This window comes from Namhaeicola litoreus (genome assembly GCF_042679565.1).
Classification (GTDB): domain Bacteria; phylum Bacteroidota; class Bacteroidia; order Flavobacteriales; family Flavobacteriaceae; genus Namhaeicola; species Namhaeicola litoreus.
Window position 1 is genome coordinate 477,557 of record NZ_JBHTMY010000003.1, and the last position, 21,204, is coordinate 498,760.

Genomic DNA, 21,204 nt, shown 5'->3' on the forward strand with positions numbered 1-21,204 from the left:
GCTTTGAGCGATTTTAAAAAAATATTGATTTTCCCTTTTATTTTATTAATTAGGTTCTACCAGGCAGCAATTTCTCCCTATTTTCCTTCTACTTGTAGATATTCTCCCACTTGCTCTCATTATGGCATTGAGGCACTCAAAAAACATGGATTACTAAGAGGTGGTTGGTTAACAATCAAAAGAATTTCTCGCTGCCATCCTTGGGGTGGCAAGGGATATGATCCAGTTCCATAATTAATCACCTGAAAGGAGAAATTCAGTGAAATTGCCCTCAATAAAACGTCTCGAAAAATTTCCTTTCTTCTCTACATTTTTCTTTTCATCTTCCCAAATAATTTTCAATCCTGCTTTTTCGGACAGTTCATAATTATCGTGCCGATAAGGAATTGAACAATAGGTGTATTCTTGATTAGGTAGTGATTGTAAAAAATGAATGACTGGGTTAATAATATGATAAAAATTTTCATTGCAATCTGCAGTAATGTCAAAAGCAAAAAAAATAGGCAATTCTTGTGATTTATAATTGGCTAAATCTGAAGTTTGTAAATCGACATCCTTCATTTGTTTAGTGCGCAGTTTTAAATAAGCCTCTTGTGTAATAGGTAGAACAATACTGTGTGCGGCATAATATCCTGAGTCATCGTTTAAAATATTGTTGATTTCTGGCGCTATTTTGATTCCTTCTTCTATAACAGTTTTCATGGTATTTGTCAATGTTCTGTGCATCTCCATAAATCTGAGTAAGTAATCAAAATCTTTTTCAAAATTGATTTTAACGAGTCTTTCGGTTTTTTTGTCCAATTGATCTCTAAACCAATCTGCATCTGGCATTTCTACCCCAATCTCGTTTAAGGCATATTTTCTTAAATGAAGATCGTAATAAGTAGGTATTGGATCAGGAGAATTCAGATTTCGGATTACCTGATAAGGAAAAAGCGTTACTTCGGCAATGTCAGGTTCTTTATTTGGTTTTATTAAAGTTTCATTTCTTTCCCATCGTTGAATTGTACGGGGATCTACTTGAAGCTGTGCAGCAAAGTCAGCCTGCGAAATTTGCATAAACGATCGGTAATCAAGCAAAAGCTCTCCGAAATGATCGTACTTTTTCATTCGATTTAATTGGGGGTTATGTAAAAATAACAAAAATTAACAAACTTATGGCTTAGTAGGACATTCACTGTCGTGAAATTACCTTGGGCTTGTGTGTAGTTTTGTACTCGAAAAAGAAACAACCATGATTATCGACATACTTTTGGGGATAGAAGAAAAGATAAAGTCTGCGATAATAAAGGATGAGTTAGCGCTTGATGCGATTAGAAGTTTACTCAAAATTTTTGAGCAAATTGATTTTAACTCAGAATTAATAGTCGTTAAGGATCTCGTGAGGTTGAAAAATCTTGCTGAGAGTTTAAAGGGAGAAGTGCTTAGTGAAAAGGAAAAGGAAATGCTTGCACAAGTATTGGTTAGACACAATCAGGTAATGGAATAGCAAGCACAAATTGTGCACAAGAAATCTTGGATATATCGTAAATCTAATAATCGGGGGAAACGTTAGATTTTTGAGAGAAAATGAAGAAGATTTTCCAAGATTTCTTGTGTCTGTTTGTTATTAATGATTTGTTTTTTTTTGTAAATGTTTTAACTTTTATTTATTAAAATATGACAGGTAATGTCATGATAATTAAAGAGTTGACATTGTAAATTTGCAGAGTAATTAATTTGAATAAAAATCATGATCATTTCCTGTTTTATGATTCGGGGGAAAGGTTGAAATAGGAGATCATGATTTTTTCAACACATATGTTCTGAATAAAGAACACTTAAAAAGAAACCTAAGACAATTTAGTTGTTAAAGTAATCATTCGGGGGAAAAGGTTATTTTAGTTGATGAATGAAGTAGTAAGTCTAAGGTTTCTTTTTCTTTTTTAAATACGCACCATTTATTATGTTTTTACTATTTTCAATCGAAATAAAATTTCGATATGAAAACAAGTGTAAGCTGCCCGACTTTGGTATTGGATGTAGATCGCTGCAAAAGGAATATTCAAAGAATGGCTAAAAAAGCCAAAGAATCAAAGGTTATTTTTCGTCCTCATTTTAAAACACACCAATCCTTAGAAATTGGAAAATGGTTTAAAGAGGTTGGCGTAAATTGTATTACGGTTTCATCTCTTCGTATGGCACAATATTTTTCGGAAGAGTGGGATGACATTACTGTAGCTTTTCCAGTAAATTTAAGGGAGATTGACCTTATCAATGATTTAGCGACAAAAATTCATTTAACTTTATTGGTAGAATCTGTCGAAACAGTCCAATTTCTGAATAATCAATTACTTGATAAAGTTGGGTGTTTTGTCAAAATTGATACCGGATATCATAGAACGGGCATACCCGTTTCAAAGATTGAACTTTTAGACGATCTTTTAAATTGTATATCAGCTTCAGACAAAATCCAATTCAAAGGTTTTTTGACTCATACCGGACACACCTATTCATGTCGGTCTAAAGAAGAAATAGAGTCAATTTATATGGTCGCAGTAAACGAATTGAGCGGTTTAAAAAAGAGATATTTAAATAGATTTCCAAATTTGATTCTTTCCTTTGGAGATACACCCAGTTGTAGTGTATTAGACGATTTTTCCGCTTTTGATGAGATTAGACCTGGTAATTTTGTCTTTTACGATGTGACACAATGTTTAATTGGTTCATGTGAATCAAAAGATGTCGCAGTTGCGCTTGCTTGCCCAGTTGTAGCTATTCACAAAGATCGAAATGAGATTGTAATTTATGGCGGAGGCATTCATTTATCTAAAGACAGAATTGAAGAGAATAGTCAGTTGATTTTTGGTAAAATAGTTAAAAATTCCGGATTAAAATGGGGAGATGAAATAGATGGTATGTTTGTGAAAAGCCTGTCCCAAGAGCACGGAATCGTTTATTGTCCGGAGAGAATAATTGATGACTTTAATGTGGGCGATTTAATTTATGTTTTGCCGATACATTCATGTATGACAATAGATTTAATGAAGAAATATCTCACAACTAAAAACGATTGGGTTAGTTGTATGAAGTTAGAACAGTAAATATCATTGTTAAGTTTTTTATTGTTTTGTAAATGCTTTTTTATAAAAATAGAATAATTGTTATGTTTTGATATAAAAAGTATCATTTTTGATAAATTTTCATAAAATCAATTGTTAAGTTTGCACCTCAAAAATATTGAGAAATAAATGAGACCTTTTAACAAATTTATTTGGGAAACACATGGAATCCATGCAGGAACGGAGCAAGATCATGTGAAGCACGGGATTGACCGTTTGGAGGATGTTGTAGATAAAGCCATTGAACACAATCATCCAAGCATAACATTCATCATTCACTCTCCTCGGTTGACAAACTTCAGGTATACAGCCGAAAGAGAGACCGATATTAAATTTATAAGAGGAAATCGATCTTATTTAAATTATCCAAAAAGAATTGCCAATTTGAGAGAGAAATATGCGGGTAAAATCAACATAAAATATGGTGTAGAATTGGAATGGATGGGATCCGGTTTGGGTTTGGAATGGAGTCGTTCTAAAATATTTCAGGCAGAAGAGGCAGATTTTGTGATTGGTTCTGTTCATTTTGCACCCGAAGGTTTACCATATGATGGTACTGTGGAAGAGGCGCAAGAACTCCTTAAGCTAAGAGGAAGTCTAGAAGCTTATTGGGAAGGTTATTTTGATGAAATGATTGAAATGATCGAGGGTTTTGGAGAAATGATCCAAATTATAGGCCATATTGACCTTCCTAAATTGAATGTTGATGTTCCGGAAGTATTAGAAAACTTTGAAACCAGCGATCATCCTTTAGCAAATAAATTTAGAACTCTTTTAGAAATCATTGCCGATAGAAATTTGTCATTAGACGTAAATATGGCGGGTAAAGTTAAAGGTTGTGGAGTTTATCCAACACAAGCTATTCTTAGAAGGGCACATAAGCTCCAAATTCCGGTGTGTTTGGGAACAGATTTGCATCATGTAAGATATTATGGAGAAAATTTTGAGGAGAGTTTGGCATATATTTATGAGGCTGGTTATCAGCAATATGTGAGCTACTCAAAATTGATTCCTGAAAAAAGAACTGTATTTGATGACCACGATTTAAAAGTAAAATACACCATCCTTAATAAAGGAATTGAATTATTGAACCAACGTCTCAATTCTGTAAACAGAAATATAATTCCCGAATTTTCTTTTGGTGGTAAATTCATTGATTTTCTGGATATTTATAAAAATGCAACAGGAATGGGCAGTTATAATGCCATTAGAATTAGAAAAAATGAAAAATCAATTACCGTAAGCAATCAAATTCCGAAAATCGAAAACGAAAAAGTAAAAGGTCTTTTTTCTGAACATAGAGATCAGCCAGGTGTTTTGTCTTCTATTTTTAATTCATTGGCCTCTGAAGGAATAAATGTAGAAACAGCCAGACTTAAATCAAATAATGATGGAACTGCTGTCGCTTTTTTAACAATTACAGGAGAGAAGGAGCATATTGACAATGCCATGGATTTCATCAAGGGTACCGATCAGGATATATTCTTAAATATTTCATATCAAGAGAATACAACTTTGCCCAATTATTACAGAGAAGGAGTTTATTTGTATGAAATGGATGGGGTTCAACTTTATCTACCTTTAAGTGATCAAGTTATTCTTACAAAACACAATAATCAACCCGGTGTCCTACTCATTTTATTGTCTGCACTTGCCTCAAAAAATATTAATATTGTCGACTTGAGGTTAGGGAATTGGCATAAATACGGTTATTCTGCTTTGGCAGTAGAAGGCGATCCAAGAGAAATTAAAGGTTTATTGAATAAGTTAGGTCCGCAATATTTTGAAGCTACTTTGGTGCAATTTCACAGCATGTAAGACTATTTTCTGGGATGATATTTTTCAACCACATCTTTGAGAAAGGTTTTATCTAAATGCATGTAAATCTCTGTGGTTGTTATGCTTTCGTGTCCAAGCATTTGTTGAATCGCTCTTAAATCAGCACCGTTTTCTAATAAATGGGTGGCAAAAGAATGTCTGAAAGTATGCGGACTAATATTCTTTTTTATACCTGCCTTTTGAGTTAAGTCTTTGGTAATCATAAAGATCATATTTCTCGAAATTCCCTTTCCACGACGGTTTAAAAATAAAGTATCTTCATAACCTTTTTGGATCACAAAACTATTCCTCACGTGATTTAGGTAATTGTTAATCAATCTAATGGTAGCTTCACTGATCGGAACAAATCGTTGCTTATTTCCCTTTCCGATGACTCTCACAAATCCTTCCTCAAAAAAAAGATCAGAAATTTGTAGTGTAATTAATTCAGAAACTCTTAGTCCGCAACTGTAAAGTGTTTCAATCATTACCTTGTTTCTTTCACCTTCGATTGTGCTCAAATCTATTTGTGAGATAATTTGGTCAATTTCTTGTAAACTTAAAAAATCAGGTAGCTTTCTTCCAATTTTTGGAGATTCGAGTAAATCAGTTGGATTGTCTTTTCTTTTTTTGTCAAAAATCAAGTATTCAAAAAAATTTCTTAAACCTGAGATTGATCTGGCCTGGGTTCTCGGATTTACAAATTTTGAAGATTCATAGATGAATTGCTGTACAATTTCATCTGAAATAGTTAATGGGCTAACATCAATTTCGTTAGAGGTCAGGAATTTCATCAGGTTTTTGAGATCGTGTAGATAACTCGAAATAGTATGGTCTGACATCGATCTCTCAAGTTTGAGATAATCGGTATAATTTTTTAGATATGGAGACCAATTCGTTGTCATTTGCTAGAGCAAAGTTATCATAAAAATTTGTTACATTTGATCTGCTTTACAAGGGGAAAATCCATTTTTTTATGAAGATATTGATATTAAACGGTCCCAATTTAAATCTTTTGGGAAAGAGAGAGCCGTCTATCTATGGTGATGAAACATTTGAACAGTTTTTTGAGCAGTTACAGAAAAGGTATCCACAAATTGATTTCGTGTATTTTCAATCGAATATAGAAGGTGAGATTATAGGTAAAATACAAGAAGTTGGATTTGACTTTGACGGTATAGTGCTCAATGCAGCGGCATACACCCATACTTCTGTAGGAATTGGCGATGCCGTTAAAGCAGTGCCAGCGCCAGTAGTCGAAGTACATATATCTAATATCCATGCACGGGAAAGTTTTAGGCATCAATCATATATTGCTCCAAATGCAAAAGGCATCATAGCCGGATTTGGCTTAAAAAGCTACGATTTGGCAATTCAATCTTTCTTAATTTAGGAAGATATTCATGTAAACGATTTCGTGAATTACCTTTGTTTTCCCCCTTAATAGCTATTTTATTTTATATTTTTATCAATAATTTTTTGAATTTATGTTACTAGTTGCAGATAGTGGATCAACCAAAACGAGTTGGATTTGTTTAGATAATAAGGGGAATCAAGTTTTTAAATCGGAAACAAAAGGTTTAAACCCGGCTGTATTTCCAAAGCAGACCTTACATGACCGAGTAATGAGTGATAAAGATCTTTCTGAATACAAAGATAAGATTACGAATGTCTTTTTTTACGGAGCGGGTTGTGGAACGAAAACGGCCGTAAAATACTTGGAAGATGTCTTTCAATTGATTTTTACCAATGCAAATATTGATATCAAGGAAGATACCTTAGCGGCAGTAAAGGCATTACAATCTGAAGATCCTGCCATTGTGTGTATCTTAGGAACCGGGTCTAATTGTAGTTTTTTCGATGGAAAAGAAACGCATCAAAAAATAATTTCTCTGGGATATATTGTAATGGATGATGCAAGTGGTAATTATTATGGTAGACAATTACTTCGAGATTATTATTTTCATAAAATGCCTAAGGATTTAGCTAAAATGTTCGCCGATGCCTATGATCTGAGTCCTGATATTATAAAAGAACATCTATATAAATACGAGAATCCTAACACTTACTTAGCAGATATAGGAAGGTTTATTATCGAAAATAAGAAAAGTGAATACGCTCAAAGGGTAATAAAAACCGGATTACGAACTTTTGTTGAAAATCAAATTTTGCAATTTGATGAAAGTAAGGTCATCCCTGTTTCGTTCGTTGGTTCCATTGCTCATTATTTAAAAGAAGAGGTAGAAGAGGTGCTCAAAGAGTATAATTTGATATTAGGTAAAATAGTTCGCCACCCAATAAATAGTGTGGCAGAGTATCATTTAAAAAATTTATAGATGGAAATAGCCATTATCGCACATGATGGAAAGAAAGCCGAAATGGTTCAATTTTTAATGGATCATAAAGCGATTTTGGAATCTAAGAATATTAATATCATCGCTACTGGTACCACGGGTTCAAAAGTTCAAAAGGCAGGGCTTGAAGTGAAAAAATTGCTTTCCGGACCGCTAGGTGGTGATGCACAAATTGCGGCAAGAGTGGCAGAAGGCAAAACAGATATGGTGTTCTTTTTTAGGGATCCACTGGATAAACACCCTCATGAGCCAGATATTTTAATGTTAATGCGTTTGTGTGATGTATATAATGTTCCCTTAGCAACTAACCCCGCTACTGCAGATTTGCTTATCAATGGTCTCTAAAATATTGTATTGATATATATTAGGAAGCCGTCTCAACATGTTTTATGAGACGGTTTTTTTATTTTTCATTATTAATTTCTTTTATGACAGGTTTAAAAATATTTATTTTTTATTTATAAACTAATACTTTAGATAAAGATTTTAATATGTTGATAATAAGCAATAAAAATATTTTAAATAGATTTTATCTATAACAAATATTTCACATGATTTTCTATTAAATTGCTGATTTATTCTCGTTAAGTAATGAATTAATTTATTTCTTTCGGTCTTCTCCCAAATGTTGTACTTTAGAAAAATAATCTTCAAACTCAGTTTTATTATGAAGCATTTTTACAGCATTTTATTTTGTTTATCAGTTGTTTCTTTTGTCTTTTCGCAGAATAGTTTAATCCAGAATCCTTCTCTAAATTATGACGGGACCAAAATTGCATTTGGTTTGTATGGTGATATTTGGGTTTCAGATCTTGCTGGTAATGATTTGAAAAGACTAACGGTACACGAAAGTTATGATGGAAACCCATTGTGGAGTGAGGACGGAAGTTTAATTGCCTTCCAAAGTGATCGATATGATAATGAGGATATCTTTGTTGTTTCTTCTGAGGGAGGAGTTCCAAAGCGACTAACTTTTCATTCTGCGAATGACTTGATAACGGATTTTGTTGGTAATGAGATTATATTCAATTCTTCAAGAAATAATGTACGAGTTGAAAGGGAGCCCCAAATTCAAACCTTACCGATAGCAGGAGGCACTCCTGTGGATAGAATAAATTCGCTAGGTTTCGACGCGGTATTGTCCCCTGATAAATCTATGATAGCCTTTGTAAAAGGTCATTGCAGGATTGAGCGAGAAGCCTACAGAGGTTCGGCAAATAGAGATATTTGGATTTATCATTTTAAAAATAATACTTACAAAAAATTAACTGATTTTCAGGGAAATGATTTTCACCCTCAATGGGCTGACAATTCAACAATCTATTACCAGTCTTCTGAAAGTGGTAAGTACAATGTCAGAAAATTAAAAATCGATGCAAATGGTAATAAGGTCGGTGGTTCAGAGCTGATAACTGACTTTCAGGATATGGGAATTTTTTCCTTTGATCTAAGTGGAAACGGCAAAAAAATTATTTTAACTAAAGGGGATGAAGTATGGTTGATTGACCCTATTTCAAAGAATAAACAGCAAGTCAAGACTGAAATTCAAGGAGATTTTACAAGTTATCCTATTGAACGAAAAAGTGTATCAGGAGATATCGAAGAATTGGCAGTTTCTCCAAATGGAGATTATACTGCATTTGTGCATAGGGGCGAGATTTTTATTACAGAGAATGATAAAGACAAGTCCAGAGCCATTAATGTTACTCAGTCGGCATACAGAGACAGAATGCCATTTTGGTTAAATGATGAAGTGCTCATTTATGTTTCTGATGTAAGCGGAAATAATGAAATTTATGCGCTGAGTTCTGATGATGCAGGTGAGAAGAATTTATTTAAAACATTAAAAAGGAAAAAGAAACAATTAACAAATACCGCGGAAGAAGAAGGTGATCCTATTATTTCTCCTGATAAGAAAAGAATTGCATTTATTAGAGGGAATGGTAAACTGGTGGTGGCAAATATATCTTCTGTTGGACAAATTTCTAATGAATTAGTTCTTTTGGATGGGTGGTCAAAACCCAGTGGCCTGAGCTGGTCTCCTGATTCAAATTGGATAGCGTATTCTGCTGATAATTTGGATTTTAATGAAGAAATATTTATTCAAAAAATTGCTCCAGATTCTAAACCTATCAATGTCTCATTTCATCCAAAAAATGATATGCTCCCAATTTGGAGTAATGACGGATCTAAGTTGGGTTTTACTTCAAATAGAAATAATGGAGATTTTGACGTTTGGTTTATTTGGCTTAAAAAAGAAGATTGGGAAAGGACCAAGGAAGATTGGGAGGAAATGGAATCTACCGATGATAATGCCGATGATGATAAAGAATCGAAAGATAAAGCGGAAACAGTTATGCCACTTCAAATTGATTTGGAAAAAATCCATGAAAGGAAAGAGCAGGTAACTGGATTTGCCGGTGGCGAATTTTTAAGAGCTATCTCACAGGATGGTAAAAAATTCTATTATAATTCTGAAAATGGTACAAGGGGAAACATTAAAATTGATTCTGATTTATTTGAAATAAAATGGGATGGAAAGGATAAAAAAGAGTTGACCTCGGGCGATAAGGAACCGAGAAATGTAAAAGTAAATGATAAGTATACTTACCTTTTTTATACATCAAAAGGTAAATTGAATAGTTTAAAGCTTAAAGATCAAAAGTCAGAATCATTGCCGGTTTCGGGTTATATGGATATCAATTACATTCTCGAAACGGATCAGATTTTTGAAGAAGCTTGGTCTGCCATCAATCATTCATTTTATGATCCCGACTTTCATGGTCAAGATTGGAATCGTCTTAAGGAAGTGTATAAGGCTCTAGCAATGAAAGCTTCCACAAGAAGAGATTTTATGCAGGTTTTTAATAGAATGCTTGGACAGATAAATGCTAGTCATATGGGGATGTACCGTGAAGAAGAAAGAACAGATCTTCAGAAAGACCTTACAGGTAAACTAGGAATCACGGTTCGTCAACTCGAAAATGGTACAGTTAAAGTTGAAAAAGTTACTGATCTTATGCCTGCAGATAAAACCACAAGTAAACTTTTTGTTGGTGATATCATCACCCACGTTAATGGCATAGAATTGGTAAGCGGGAAAAATTTTTATGAGTTGTTTAATCATTTAGATAATCAGAAAATATATTTAGATGTAATTGGTAAAAACGGTAAAAGAGAGGTGGTAATCAGGCCGACATCAAGCGATAGAGATGAAAAATACCTCGATTGGGTAAATGAAAGAAAGCGATTGACAGATAATTATTCAAATGGGAAACTAGGTTATATCCATATACAAGGAATGAATTGGGAGAGTTTTGAGGTATTCGAGCAAGAATTAGCTGTGGCAGGTGAAGGGAAAGAGGGAATTGTGATCGATGTGCGTTACAATGGTGGTGGTTGGACTACAGATTATTTGATGGCTGTGTTAAATGTAAAACAGCATGCTTATACGATCCCCCGTGGAGCTGCCGAAAATGTAAAGAAAGATCATCAAAAATTCAGAGATCATTATCCATTTCACGAAAGATTGCCTCTTAGTTCATGGACTAAACCATCTGTCGCCATTTGTAATCAAGCTAGTTATTCAAATGCCGAAATATTTTCACATGCCTACAAATCACTTGACTTAGGTGATTTAGTTGGGGTACCTACATTTGGAGCTGTTATCAGTACAGGAGGAAGAACTTTGATCGATGGTTCTTATGTTCGCATTCCTTTTAGGGGTTGGTTTGTAAAAGAAAGTGGTGGAAATATGGAATACACGCCGGCAGTTCCGGATATTATTGTTGAAGACTTTCCTGATAGTCAAGCAAAAGGTGATGATCCTCAGTTAAGAAAAGCTGTTGATTCTTTGCTAGGCAAAATTGGTAAACCTTAAAATTGAATACCCAATTGTTTTAGATCCCTAAAAAGTTTTTCTGGATTTTTAAACTGAAATGCATGAAATCCCATGTCTTTTGCACCAAGAACATTTTCTAAATTGTCATCAATAAATACAGATTGATGGGGAACTACCTCGTATCGATCCATTAAAATTTGATAAATTTTTGGAAAGGGTTTTCTTGTCAATTCTTGACCAGAGACTACAATCCCTTCAAAAAGATTGAGAAAATCAAATCTTTCTAACGCTACAGGAAATGTCTCATCACTCCAATTGGTTAAGGCATATAACTTATAAATTTCTTGGAACTTAAATCGTTCGAGTAAATGAACAATTTCCTTGATTGGTTTTCCCAACATTTCTTGCCAACGATCGTAATACATTTGAATGTATTCTGCTTGATCAGGGTGTTTTTTAATGAGTTCTGAAGTAGCGAGATCCAAGGGCTTTCCGGCATCCTGTTCCACATTCCATTCAGGAGTACATATGTTCTCTAAAAACCATTTAGATTTTTCAATGTCTCCATTAAAAACTTTGTCATACAAATACCTTGGACTCCAATCTATTAATACTCCTCCTAAATCAAAAACAATGGTATTGATTGTTGTATTACTCATCTCGGAATTTTTATAATTCGTCTTCTGCGGGTTCACTACTTTGCATCAAAAAGGCTTTGATAAATCCGTCAATTCCACCATCCATTACGGCATCTACATTGGCAGTTTCATAGGAAGTGCGCACATCTTTGACTAATTTATAGGGATGCATCACATAATTTCTAATTTGTGATCCAAAATCAATTTTCATTTTATTGGCCTCTATAGAATCTCTTTTTTCTCTCTGCTTTTGTAATTCAATTTCATACAATTGAGATTTAAGCATTTGCATGGCTTTTTCTCTATTTTCAAGTTGAGAACGGGTTTCTGAATTCACCACCATGATTCCTGTAGGCTTATGTCTAAGGATGGCTTTTGTTTCTACTTTGTTTACATTTTGTCCACCAGCTCCACTAGAACGGGCAAAATCCCAAGTAATATCTCCGGGGTTGATCGTAATTTCGATGGAATCATCGGCCAACGGATAAACATAGACAGAAGCAAAACTTGTATGTCGTTTGGCATTACTGTCAAAAGGTGAAATTCTTACTAATCGATGTACCCCATTTTCACTTTTGAGATATCCGAAAGCATATTCGCCATCAATTTCTAAGGTAACTGTTTTAATTCCTGCCACATCGCCTTCCTGGTAATTGAGTTCTTTAATTTTATAACCGTGCTTTTCTGCCCACATGATATACATTCTCATTAGCATTTGTGCCCAATCGCAACTTTCAGTTCCTCCGGCACCTGAAGTGATCTGAATAACGGCGCTAAGATTATCACCTTCATCAGATAGCATATTTCTAAACTCGAGGTCTTCTAATAAATCAAAAGTTTTATCGTATGCCTTTTCTATTTCTACCTCAGATGACTCACCCTCTTTGAAGAATTCATAAAAAATATTAAGTTCTTCAGAGAGCGAAACCAATTCTTCGTAATCTTCCACCCATTTCTTTTTCCCTCTCAATACACGCATAAATGATTCTGCTTCTCTTGGATTATTCCAAAATTCAGGATCGGCTGCTTTTTCTTCATCATTACTTATTTCGATCTTTTTCTGGTCGATTTGTAAATAACCTTTTAGTTTATCAACCCTTTCGGCAATATCTCTTATGTTTTCTTGTGTGATCATAGGTGCACAAAATTAATCTAAAAAAAATGAATTCAAATTTAAAATCTTGGGCTTATTTGTTAGTTTTATACAAATTATAAGGCATGCACAACATAAAATTATTTTTGTACTATCTTCTGTCTATCGGAATCTTAACAGCTCAATCTTCTGGAGATCAAAAAAAACAATTTCAGGGTTTCTTTGATTTTCAATACAATGAAAATGATGATCAGGTATTATTGACCATTAAGGAAGATCAATTTGAAAAAGAATTTTTATATGTCAGTGCATTAGCCCAAGGATTGGGTTCTAATGATATTGGTTTAGATCGAGGACAACTCGGTGGAGGCGTATTGGTTAAATGGATAAGAAAGGGAAATAAAGTTTTGTTATCGCAACCAAATTTAAATTATCGTGCGATTTCACAAAATGAAGCGGAAAGAAATTCTGTAGAAGAAGCATTTGCCAAATCTGTTTTATTTGGCACAACGGTCTTGGAGGAAAGAGAGGAAGATGTGATCATCGATTTGACGGAATTTATTATCAGAGATGCACACGGCGTTGCAGATAGATTAGAATCAAATAAACAAGGGAGTTATAGTCTAGACAAGAGCCGGTCTGCAATTAATTTAGAGAGAACAAAAGCTTTTCCCAAAAACGTTGAGTTTGAGTCGATGATCACGCTTAAAGGCAAACCAAAATCTTACGAAATTCGGAGCGTTAGCCCTGATGCCGAAGCAATAACGGTATTTCAACACCATTCTTTTGTAGAATTACCGGATAACAATTATAAACCTCGAAAATACGAACCTAGATGTGGTTCTTGGGATATTTCTTATTTCGATTATGCAACTCCAATTAACGAACCCATCAATCAAATGTTTATAACTAGACATAGATTGGAAAAGAAAAATCCAAATTCTACAATATCAGAGGCTGTTGAGCCTATTATTTATTATGTTGATAGAGGTGCACCAGAATTAATCAAAAATGCACTGATAGAGGGAGCAAGTTGGTGGAATCAAGCTTTTGAAGCAATAGGTTATAAAAATGCCTTTCAGGTTAAGGTTCTACCTGAAGGTGTAGATCCTTTAGATTTACGTTACAACGTAATACAATGGGTCCATCGCTCAACTCGGGGATGGAGCTATGGAGGTTCTATTGTTGATCCTCGGACCGGTGAGATTATTAAAGGGCATGTAAGTTTAGGGTCATTGCGGGTGCGTCAAGATTATCTAATTGCCCAAGGATTGCAAGCACCTTTTGGAAATGGGACAAATGATGATTTCGCAATGGAAATGGCATTGGCCAGAATTCGTCAATTGTCTGCACATGAAGTGGGGCATACACTTGGTTTTGCACACAATTTTGCAGCAAGTACAAATAATAGATCCTCGGTGATGGATTATCCTCATCCCTGGATCAAAGTAAAAAATAATCAACTGGATTTTACCGAGGCCTATGCTTCAGGAATAGGGGATTGGGATAAAGTGACGGTTGCTTATGCCTATCAATCTTTTGAGAATAATGAAGAGGGGCAATTACAAAAAATATTAGAGGATGCATTTGAAAACGGATTTAGATACATTTCAGATAGCGATGCCCGTCCTCAAGGAAGTGCACATGGATATGCCCATTTGTGGGATAATGGAAGCGACCCGGTTTATGAGTTGAAAAATGTATTGGAAGTGCGCAAAATAGCGATTGATAGGTTTTCTTTGGATAATATAAGGGACGGACAACCTTATTCTTTGTTAGAAGATGTTTTTGTTCCTGTATATTTTTATCACCGATATCAAACAGAGGCAGTTGCTAAAATGATTGGTGGAATGGATTATAGTTATGCTGTAAAAAACAATCAGCAGGAAAGAACAGTATTTCTTCCAACCGCAACTCAAGTAAAGGCTTTGCAAGAAATTTTAAAAACGATAAATGTTGAGGAGATGGGTATACCTAAAAAATTACTCGAGTTATTTCCTCCACGTGCAATGGGATTTAACAGAAATAGGGAAACCTTTAAAAGTAATGTAGGTTTGGCCTTTGACCCCTATGGTGCAATGGCAACGAATGCTCATTTCACTTTCTCTTTGTTATTACATCCAGAACGTATAAATCGATTAATTTTACAAAAAAGTTTAGATGAGAACCAAGTAGGCTTGGGTGATGTCATAGATGAGGTTATAAATGAAAGTTTTAAAAAACGTTTTAATCCTGGATATGAGAATGAATTGCAAAATATTGTTAATACAGTTTTCTTGGAGGAATTGTTTAGTCTTTCAACAAATGAAGATTTATACATAGGAGCACGGTCGATTGTAAATCAAAAAATTGGCGAAATTTCGAGAATTTTAGGCAATACTAAAACTAAAGGAGATCAGGCAGAAGTTTATAAAGAGTTTCAACGGATGATCAATCAATATCAAAAAGATCCATCAAAATATATCAAAACAGAAATTCCTAAAATACCAGATGGCTCCCCAATAGGTTCATTTGAATAATATTATAGTTATGGAAATAAATTTAATAAGTGATACTGTCACGAAACCAACCAGAGAAATGCTTTCATTTATGATGGAGGCAGAGGTTGGAGACGATGTGTTTATGGCAGATCCTACTGTGATCAAATTACAAGAAAAATTGGCAAAGATGTTTGGAATGCAAGATGCTTTATTTTTTCCTTCGGGAACAATGGCCAACCAAACTGCCATAAAATTGCATACCAAACCCGCAGATCAATTAATATGTGATAAATGGGCTCATGTGTACAACTATGAGGGTGGTGGAGCAGCTTTTAATTCTGGTGTTTCATGTAGTTTAATTGATGGGAGTAGAGGGATGTTTCGGGCAGAACAAGTAAAATATGCTGTTCATGATCCTGAAAATATCCATATTCCTGAAACAACTTTGGTGGCAGTTGAAAATACAACCAATAAGGGTGGTGGTGCTTGTTGGGATTATAATGAATTGATTAAGATCAAAAATGTTTGTAATGAATACAATATGGCCTATCATTTAGATGGGGCTCGTTTGTTTAATGCAATGGTTGAAAAAAATGAAACTCCCAAAGACTACGGTAAATTATTTGATACCATTTCTATTTGTCTTTCAAAAGGTTTGGGTGCTCCTGTAGGTTCAGTTCTTTTGGGATCTAAAGAACACATCAAAAAGGCGCTCAGAATTAGAAAACTTTTTGGAGGTGCCATGAGGCAATGCGGTTATTTAGCCGCTGCCGGAATTTATGCCTTAGATCACCATATTATGAGATTAAAAGAAGATCATTTAAGAGCTAAAAAAATTGGCGAGATATTATCTGGTTTAAGTTATGTATCAAATATTGAAAAGATAGAGACCAATATTCTTATCTTTAATCTCGATAAATCAGTTTCAGAAAATGAATTTATTGAATTCTTAAATAAACATAGTATTTATCTGATAAGTATGGGTGAAGGGAAATTAAGGTTGGTTACACATTTAGATTTTACTGATAAAATGTTAGATAAATTGGAACAGGTATTGAAAAAATTTAAGGTTTAAAATAAATAAAATGATAAATAAAAAAACGGTAAGAATCCTATTCACATTTCTGCTATTTTTTATAGTTGTTGAAATGGTAGCACAAATAGATAGCCAAAAGATCAACGTAGATGAATATTTATACGACATCGCAAATTCACCCTCGGCAGATAACATTGAAAAAGATATTGTGAAATTGGTAAGTTTTGGTACAAGACATACACTTTCTGATACCGTGTCAAACACGCGTGGTATTGGTGCAGCGAGAAGATCTATAAAAGCGAGTTTTGATCAGATTTCAAAAGATTGCGGGAATTGTTTAGATGTATCTTACCACAAAGAATTGGCAAAAGCAGATAATAGAAGAATCACCAAAGACACCTGGATCGTGAACGTCCTTGCTGTTCAAAAAGGAACGCTTTATCCGAATCGGTATGTTATTATGTCGGGTGATATTGATTCAAGAGTAAGTGATCCCAATAATTTCACAAGCGATTCTCCGGGTGCGAATGACAATGCTTCTGGTATGGCCGGAACTATTGAAGCAGCAAGGGTTTTATCTAAGTATAAATTTCCTGTTTCTGTCATTTTTGTCGGATTATCAGGTGAGGAGCAGGGTCTTTACGGCGGAAAATTTCTGGCAGAAACTTTTAAGGAGAAAGGGTATGATATAATAGGGGTTCTTAATAACGATATGATTAGTAATATTGAAGGCGTTGATGGTGTTATTGAAAATAATAGTTTCAGAATTTTTTCTGAAGCGATCTCTATGAATTTAACCGAACAACAAAAAAGTGCAATGCGATTTTACGGTGGGGAAGTAGATGGGCCTTCGAGACAATTGGCACGTTACATCGCCTCTTTAACCCAGAAATATATGACAAACCTAGAGCCAATCATGGTGTATAGATTAGACAGATTTGGGAGAGGAGGGCATCACAAACCTTTTAATGACATTGGTTTTCCGGGGGTAAGAATTATGGAAACTCATGAGAATTACAATCGTCAACACCAAGATATTCGAGTAGAAAATGGTATTTCTTATGGCGATGTTATTGAAGGTGTGAATTTTGATTATGCCGCGAAATTAACAGGTGTAAATGCGATAACTCTTGCTGCATTGGCAAGTGCTGCAGAGCAACCCAAAAATGTAAAAATAAAAGGAGCTGTAGAGTCATCGGCTCAACTCAATTGGGATATGAGCAGCGATAAACATTTAAAAGGTTATAAGGTTTATTGGAGGAAAACGACAGATGCTACTTGGCAGAATAGTAAGTATGTTGGCAAAGTATCTTCATATGAATTTAAAAATCTAGTGATTGATAACTATTTATTTGGTGTGGCAAGTGTAGCAGAAAACGGAGCAGAAAGTGTCGTAGTTTTTCCGGGGAACTAGTTTGTAATGTTTTGGCTGGTTTACGACCAAGGACACAAAACGAATGTATATGAAAAAAATAATTTTTCTTTTACTGTGTTATGTAATTTCAGTTAATTTGACAGCACAGAAAACAAATAAAAACATTATGAATAATAAAGAAGTCGCAATTTTTGGAAATGGATGCTTTTGGTGTACAGAAGCTATTTTTATGCAATTAAAGGGGGTTGAATCTGTACTGCCCGGTTATTCTGGTGGGAAAATTAAAAACCCCAGTTATAAGGAGGTGTGTACAGGTAATACAGGCCACGCAGAGGTAATTCAAATTACTTTTGATCCTAAAATCATTAGTTTTAGAGAACTGTTAGAAGTGTTTTTTTATACGCATGATCCAACAACACTGAACAGACAAGGAAATGATGTTGGCACTCAGTATAGATCAGCAATTTTTTACAAAAGTCAAAATCAAAAGGCCGAAGCTGAAAAAATAATTAAACAGCTAGAATCTGAAGATGTTTATGATAATAAAATTGTGACTGAAATCACCGCTTTCGATGTCTTTTACCCTGCTGAAGATTATCATCAGAATTATTATAACAACAATAAGGATCAACCATATTGCAGAGCAGTGATTAATCCAAAACTGGATAAATTCGTCAAAAAATATCAGTCAAAATTAAAATAAAAATGGGCTATTTTGATAAAGAATTTTCTAAGCGGCAACTTCTTTTCATGGGCTTGTTTTTTGATTTAATTGGAATGATTTCCTATGTTTTTCCACCCATAGATATAGTTTGGGCGCCACTTTCAGCCTGGTTGATGACAAAATTACACAAAGGGAATTTGGGTAAAATTGGGGGTATCTTTTCTTTTGTAGAAGAAATTTTACCTTTTGATTTTATACCTTCTTTTACCTTGGTTTGGATGTATAAATTTTATTTCAAGAAGTAAAAAGACATGATTACGATTTGATAAAATTGAATCTACTCCACATTTTTTTAGAAAAATTCCAGAAAAACTCTTTTTGACCAAACAAGGTACCGATAATAATCAGAGTAAATTGATAAACAAAAAAAACGATTAGTACTCGCAGAGGCCAAAAAATTAATGGATGGGTTGTTTCTTGGTTAAGTCCAATAAAATTTAATAGTGGCTTCGCTACATAAACGGCTAGAGAACCGTTTAAGGAAAAAACTAAAATGATTATGGCTAACTGAAAGTCCGATTGAATATTCCAGCGTTCTTTAAATTTTTTCAAATCAAAATTTTTGACAAAAGTAAGAATGCTATCTGATTAAAAAAAATCACTTTGCCAATTAAAAAAAATGTCCTCAAATAGCTGGACACTATTTGAGGACAATACAATTTTTCACTTTTTTATTACGATAAAAGGTTATTTAATAGATTCCCTATTATACCTTGACTGTTTCCTTTTTGTTTAAATTTATTTGCTAAATCATCAATTGTGTCGTCATTATGATCAAAATCTTGAATCTTTGCCGCTGTTTGAACGTATTCATCATCATCATCTAGTAAACTTCCCAATAAGCCGCTTAAACTATTTTCATCAGAAACTTTATTCGACATGGCATTTTTTCCAAGATATCCCATCACAACCGGTGCAGCCATTTTCATAATCTGGCTAGCCATAGCAGGGTCGATATTACTTGTTTTTCCTAAAACTTCTGCGGCATTATTTGTCTGTCCGCCAAAAACATGATTTAAAATATTTCCTCCGTCTTGAAGAACGTTATCATCTATATTGCTTCCTCCCAAAACGCTGGAAAGATTTTCTAGTAACGCGCCGGAACTGTGATTGCTATTTGCAAGTGCTTTTAATAAGCCTGCTGCTCCTTCACTTTTTGTAGCATTATTTTTCATTGCTCCCATGATCATCGGAAGTGCTGCACCAAAAGCGGCTGCAGTACTTGCTTTGTTAAGACCTAATTGTTTGCTTGAACCTTCTATTAGTTCTTTGCCAATCGGTCCGCTTAATAATTCGTTTAATAAACTCATAATTTTAGATTAATGGTTAGTTGACTAAAAATACGACTTAATTTTGTTATTTTCGTTTCGTTCAATTTTTTGTGAATAAATCATTGGGACTGTTAATTTTGATAAATTGTTTTAAATTAATTTTTGGGTATGAAGAAAATGGCATTGCATTGGCAGATATTATTGGGTATGGTCTTAGGGGTTTTAGCTGGCTTCATATTCACTTATTTTGAGGGAGGAAAGGAAATTGTTCAGAACTGGATCAAACCATTCGGAACGATATTTATAAACGCGCTAAAATTAATTGCGGTTCCGTTGATCCTGGGTTCTTTAATTAAAGGTGTAAGTGATTTGCAGGATATTGCCAAATTGTCAAAAATGGGAGGCAAGACAGTGTTAATGTATTTATTTACTACCGTTGTCGCTGTAAGCATTGGTCTTTTTTTAGTAAATATAATTAAGCCCGGGAATACTATTACCGAAGAAACAAGGACAGAACTAGTTAGTAATTACACAGATAGTACCCAGCAATATAAAGATGAAGCAGCAAATCAGCAGGCTTCCGGACCACTACAAGCCTTGATTGATCTAGTACCGGAAAACATATTTGATGCCGCAAGTGCCAATAAGAATATGCTTCAGGTTATATTTTTTTCAATTTTTTTTGGAGTAGGTTTAATATTGATACCAGATGAAAAATCGAAACCGGTAAAAGATTTTTTCGATGGATTTAATGAGGTCATTTTAAAGATGGTGGATTTAATTATGTTGGCTGCTCCCTATGGTGTTTTTGCATTGCTTTGCTCACTTGTAGCCGAGGCGCCAAGTGCAGATTTATTTAAAGCCCTCGGTATGTATTCTATAACTGTATTGACAGGTTTAGTGATAATGATTATCTTCTACATGGTATTAGTGAAGATATTTACTGGTAAATCTGCTAAATTTTTTATCAATGGAATTTCTCCTGCACAACTCCTTGCTTTTTCTACTAGTTCAAGTGCAGCTACATTGCCCGTTACAATGGAACGAGTAACAGAGCATTTAGGAGTAGAGAAGGAGGTTTCAAGTTTTGTGTTACCCATCGGTGCAACAATCAATATGGATGGTACGAGTCTATATCAAGCCGTTGCTGCTGTCTTTATCGCCCAGGCTTTTGGTATGGATCTTTCATTTGGGACACAGTTAGGTATTGTGGCTACAGCAACGCTAGCTAGTATTGGATCTGCAGCAGTTCCGGGTGCCGGAATGGTGATGTTAGTGATTGTACTCGCGCAAGCAGGAATTCCCGAAGCTGGTCTGGCATTGATTTTTGCGGTAGACAGACCGTTAGATATGTGTAGAACAGTCGTAAATGTGACTGGCGATGCAACTGTTTCTATGGTGATCGCTAAATCTGAAGACAAATTAGGGGACCCACATATAGTTGACTGGAATGATTCCTATAAAAGGAGTTAA

The 21,204-nt window shown here is 34.5% G+C and carries 20 protein-coding genes; 14 read left to right on the forward strand and 6 right to left on the reverse strand.

What is annotated here, in order from left to right; genetic code table 11:
- Positions 1-3 precede the first annotated feature (3 nt).
- Positions 4-234 carry a membrane protein insertion efficiency factor YidD gene (gene yidD / locus ACFQ39_RS09410; RefSeq protein ID WP_377178382.1) on the forward strand — a complete coding sequence of 77 codons (231 nt, stop codon included), beginning with the start codon at positions 4-6 and terminating at the stop codon, positions 232-234.
- Here yidD and ACFQ39_RS09415 read toward each other — a convergent pair whose 3' ends face one another.
- Positions 235-1,110 carry a helix-turn-helix domain-containing protein gene (locus tag ACFQ39_RS09415; protein WP_377178384.1) on the reverse strand — a complete coding sequence of 292 codons (876 nt, stop codon included), beginning with the start codon at positions 1,108-1,110 and terminating at the stop codon, positions 235-237.
- 124 nt (positions 1,111-1,234) lie between these two features.
- Between ACFQ39_RS09415 and ACFQ39_RS09420 the strand changes: the two genes are divergently transcribed.
- The 3 genes from ACFQ39_RS09420 (at position 1,235) to ACFQ39_RS09430 (ending at position 4,919) form a co-directional block, all read left to right on the forward strand.
- A complete protein-coding gene (locus ACFQ39_RS09420; protein ID WP_377178386.1) occupies positions 1,235-1,489 on the forward strand; it encodes a hypothetical protein in 255 nt (84 codons plus the stop codon).
- A 493-nt stretch (positions 1,490-1,982) separates the two neighbouring features.
- Positions 1,983-3,083 carry an alanine racemase gene (locus ACFQ39_RS09425; RefSeq protein WP_377178388.1) on the forward strand — a complete coding sequence of 367 codons (1,101 nt, stop codon included), beginning with the start codon at positions 1,983-1,985 and terminating at the stop codon, positions 3,081-3,083.
- A gap of 147 nt (positions 3,084-3,230) precedes the next feature.
- A complete protein-coding gene (locus ACFQ39_RS09430; RefSeq protein WP_377178390.1) occupies positions 3,231-4,919 on the forward strand; it encodes a histidinol-phosphatase HisJ family protein in 1,689 nt (562 codons plus the stop codon).
- A 2-nt stretch (positions 4,920-4,921) separates the two neighbouring features.
- Here ACFQ39_RS09430 and xerD read toward each other — a convergent pair whose 3' ends face one another.
- Positions 4,922-5,824: a site-specific tyrosine recombinase XerD gene (xerD, locus tag ACFQ39_RS09435; protein ID WP_377178392.1), complete on the reverse strand. Its 903-nt coding sequence runs from the start codon at positions 5,822-5,824 to the stop codon at positions 4,922-4,924.
- A 71-nt stretch (positions 5,825-5,895) separates the two neighbouring features.
- Between xerD and aroQ the strand changes: the two genes are divergently transcribed.
- From aroQ to ACFQ39_RS09455, 4 genes are all read left to right on the forward strand, one after another.
- On the forward strand, positions 5,896-6,312 hold the full coding sequence (gene aroQ / locus ACFQ39_RS09440; RefSeq protein ID WP_377178394.1) for a type II 3-dehydroquinate dehydratase: 417 nt from the start codon (positions 5,896-5,898) through the stop codon (positions 6,310-6,312).
- A 94-nt stretch (positions 6,313-6,406) separates the two neighbouring features.
- Complete coding sequence (locus tag ACFQ39_RS09445; RefSeq protein ID WP_377178396.1) at positions 6,407-7,255, forward strand: N-acetylglucosamine kinase; 849 nt, start codon at positions 6,407-6,409, stop codon at positions 7,253-7,255.
- The gene (locus ACFQ39_RS09450) at positions 7,256-7,618 is read left to right on the forward strand and encodes a methylglyoxal synthase (RefSeq protein WP_377178398.1); all 363 of its coding nucleotides are present in this window, start codon (positions 7,256-7,258) and stop codon (positions 7,616-7,618) included.
- A 322-nt stretch (positions 7,619-7,940) separates the two neighbouring features.
- Positions 7,941-11,153, forward strand: coding sequence for a S41 family peptidase (locus tag ACFQ39_RS09455; protein WP_377178400.1), 3,213 nt, complete (start codon positions 7,941-7,943; stop codon positions 11,151-11,153).
- Here ACFQ39_RS09455 and ACFQ39_RS09460 read toward each other — a convergent pair.
- Together ACFQ39_RS09460 and prfB are read right to left on the reverse strand one after the other, a co-directional pair.
- Positions 11,150-11,773, reverse strand: coding sequence for an HAD family hydrolase (locus ACFQ39_RS09460; RefSeq protein ID WP_377178402.1), 624 nt, complete (start codon positions 11,771-11,773; stop codon positions 11,150-11,152). The genes ACFQ39_RS09455 and ACFQ39_RS09460 overlap by 4 nt on opposite strands.
- A 10-nt stretch (positions 11,774-11,783) precedes the next feature.
- Positions 11,784-12,887: a peptide chain release factor 2 gene (gene prfB / locus ACFQ39_RS09465; protein ID WP_377178404.1), complete on the reverse strand. Its 1,104-nt coding sequence runs from the start codon at positions 12,885-12,887 to the stop codon at positions 11,784-11,786.
- Between the two features lie 83 nt (positions 12,888-12,970).
- Between prfB and ACFQ39_RS09470 the strand changes: the two genes are divergently transcribed.
- From ACFQ39_RS09470 to ACFQ39_RS09490, 5 genes are read left to right on the forward strand one after another with little or no spacing between them, the layout of a single operon-like run.
- Positions 12,971-15,364 carry a zinc-dependent metalloprotease gene (locus tag ACFQ39_RS09470; protein WP_377178406.1) on the forward strand — a complete coding sequence of 798 codons (2,394 nt, stop codon included), beginning with the start codon at positions 12,971-12,973 and terminating at the stop codon, positions 15,362-15,364.
- A gap of 10 nt (positions 15,365-15,374) precedes the next feature.
- Positions 15,375-16,400 (forward strand): threonine aldolase family protein, encoded by a 1,026-nt coding sequence (locus ACFQ39_RS09475; protein ID WP_377178408.1) that lies wholly within the window; start codon positions 15,375-15,377, stop codon positions 16,398-16,400.
- Between the two features lie 10 nt (positions 16,401-16,410).
- Positions 16,411-17,775 (forward strand): M28 family peptidase, encoded by a 1,365-nt coding sequence (locus ACFQ39_RS09480; RefSeq protein WP_377178410.1) that lies wholly within the window; start codon positions 16,411-16,413, stop codon positions 17,773-17,775.
- A gap of 49 nt (positions 17,776-17,824) precedes the next feature.
- The gene (gene msrA, locus ACFQ39_RS09485; protein ID WP_377178412.1) at positions 17,825-18,439 is read left to right on the forward strand and encodes a peptide-methionine (S)-S-oxide reductase MsrA; all 615 of its coding nucleotides are present in this window, start codon (positions 17,825-17,827) and stop codon (positions 18,437-18,439) included.
- Positions 18,440-18,441: 2 nt separating this feature from the next.
- Positions 18,442-18,705 (forward strand): hypothetical protein, encoded by a 264-nt coding sequence (locus ACFQ39_RS09490; RefSeq protein WP_377178414.1) that lies wholly within the window; start codon positions 18,442-18,444, stop codon positions 18,703-18,705.
- Between the two features lie 10 nt (positions 18,706-18,715).
- Here ACFQ39_RS09490 and ACFQ39_RS09495 read toward each other — a convergent pair whose 3' ends face one another.
- The gene (locus ACFQ39_RS09495; protein ID WP_377178416.1) at positions 18,716-19,012 is read right to left on the reverse strand and encodes a DUF6787 family protein; all 297 of its coding nucleotides are present in this window, start codon (positions 19,010-19,012) and stop codon (positions 18,716-18,718) included.
- Between the two features lie 122 nt (positions 19,013-19,134).
- Entirely contained in the window at positions 19,135-19,770 is a 636-nt protein-coding gene (locus ACFQ39_RS09500) for a DUF937 domain-containing protein (protein WP_377178418.1), read from the reverse strand.
- 129 nt (positions 19,771-19,899) lie between these two features.
- Between ACFQ39_RS09500 and ACFQ39_RS09505 the strand changes: the two genes are divergently transcribed.
- The gene (locus ACFQ39_RS09505) at positions 19,900-21,204 is read left to right on the forward strand and encodes a dicarboxylate/amino acid:cation symporter (protein ID WP_377178420.1); all 1,305 of its coding nucleotides are present in this window, start codon (positions 19,900-19,902) and stop codon (positions 21,202-21,204) included.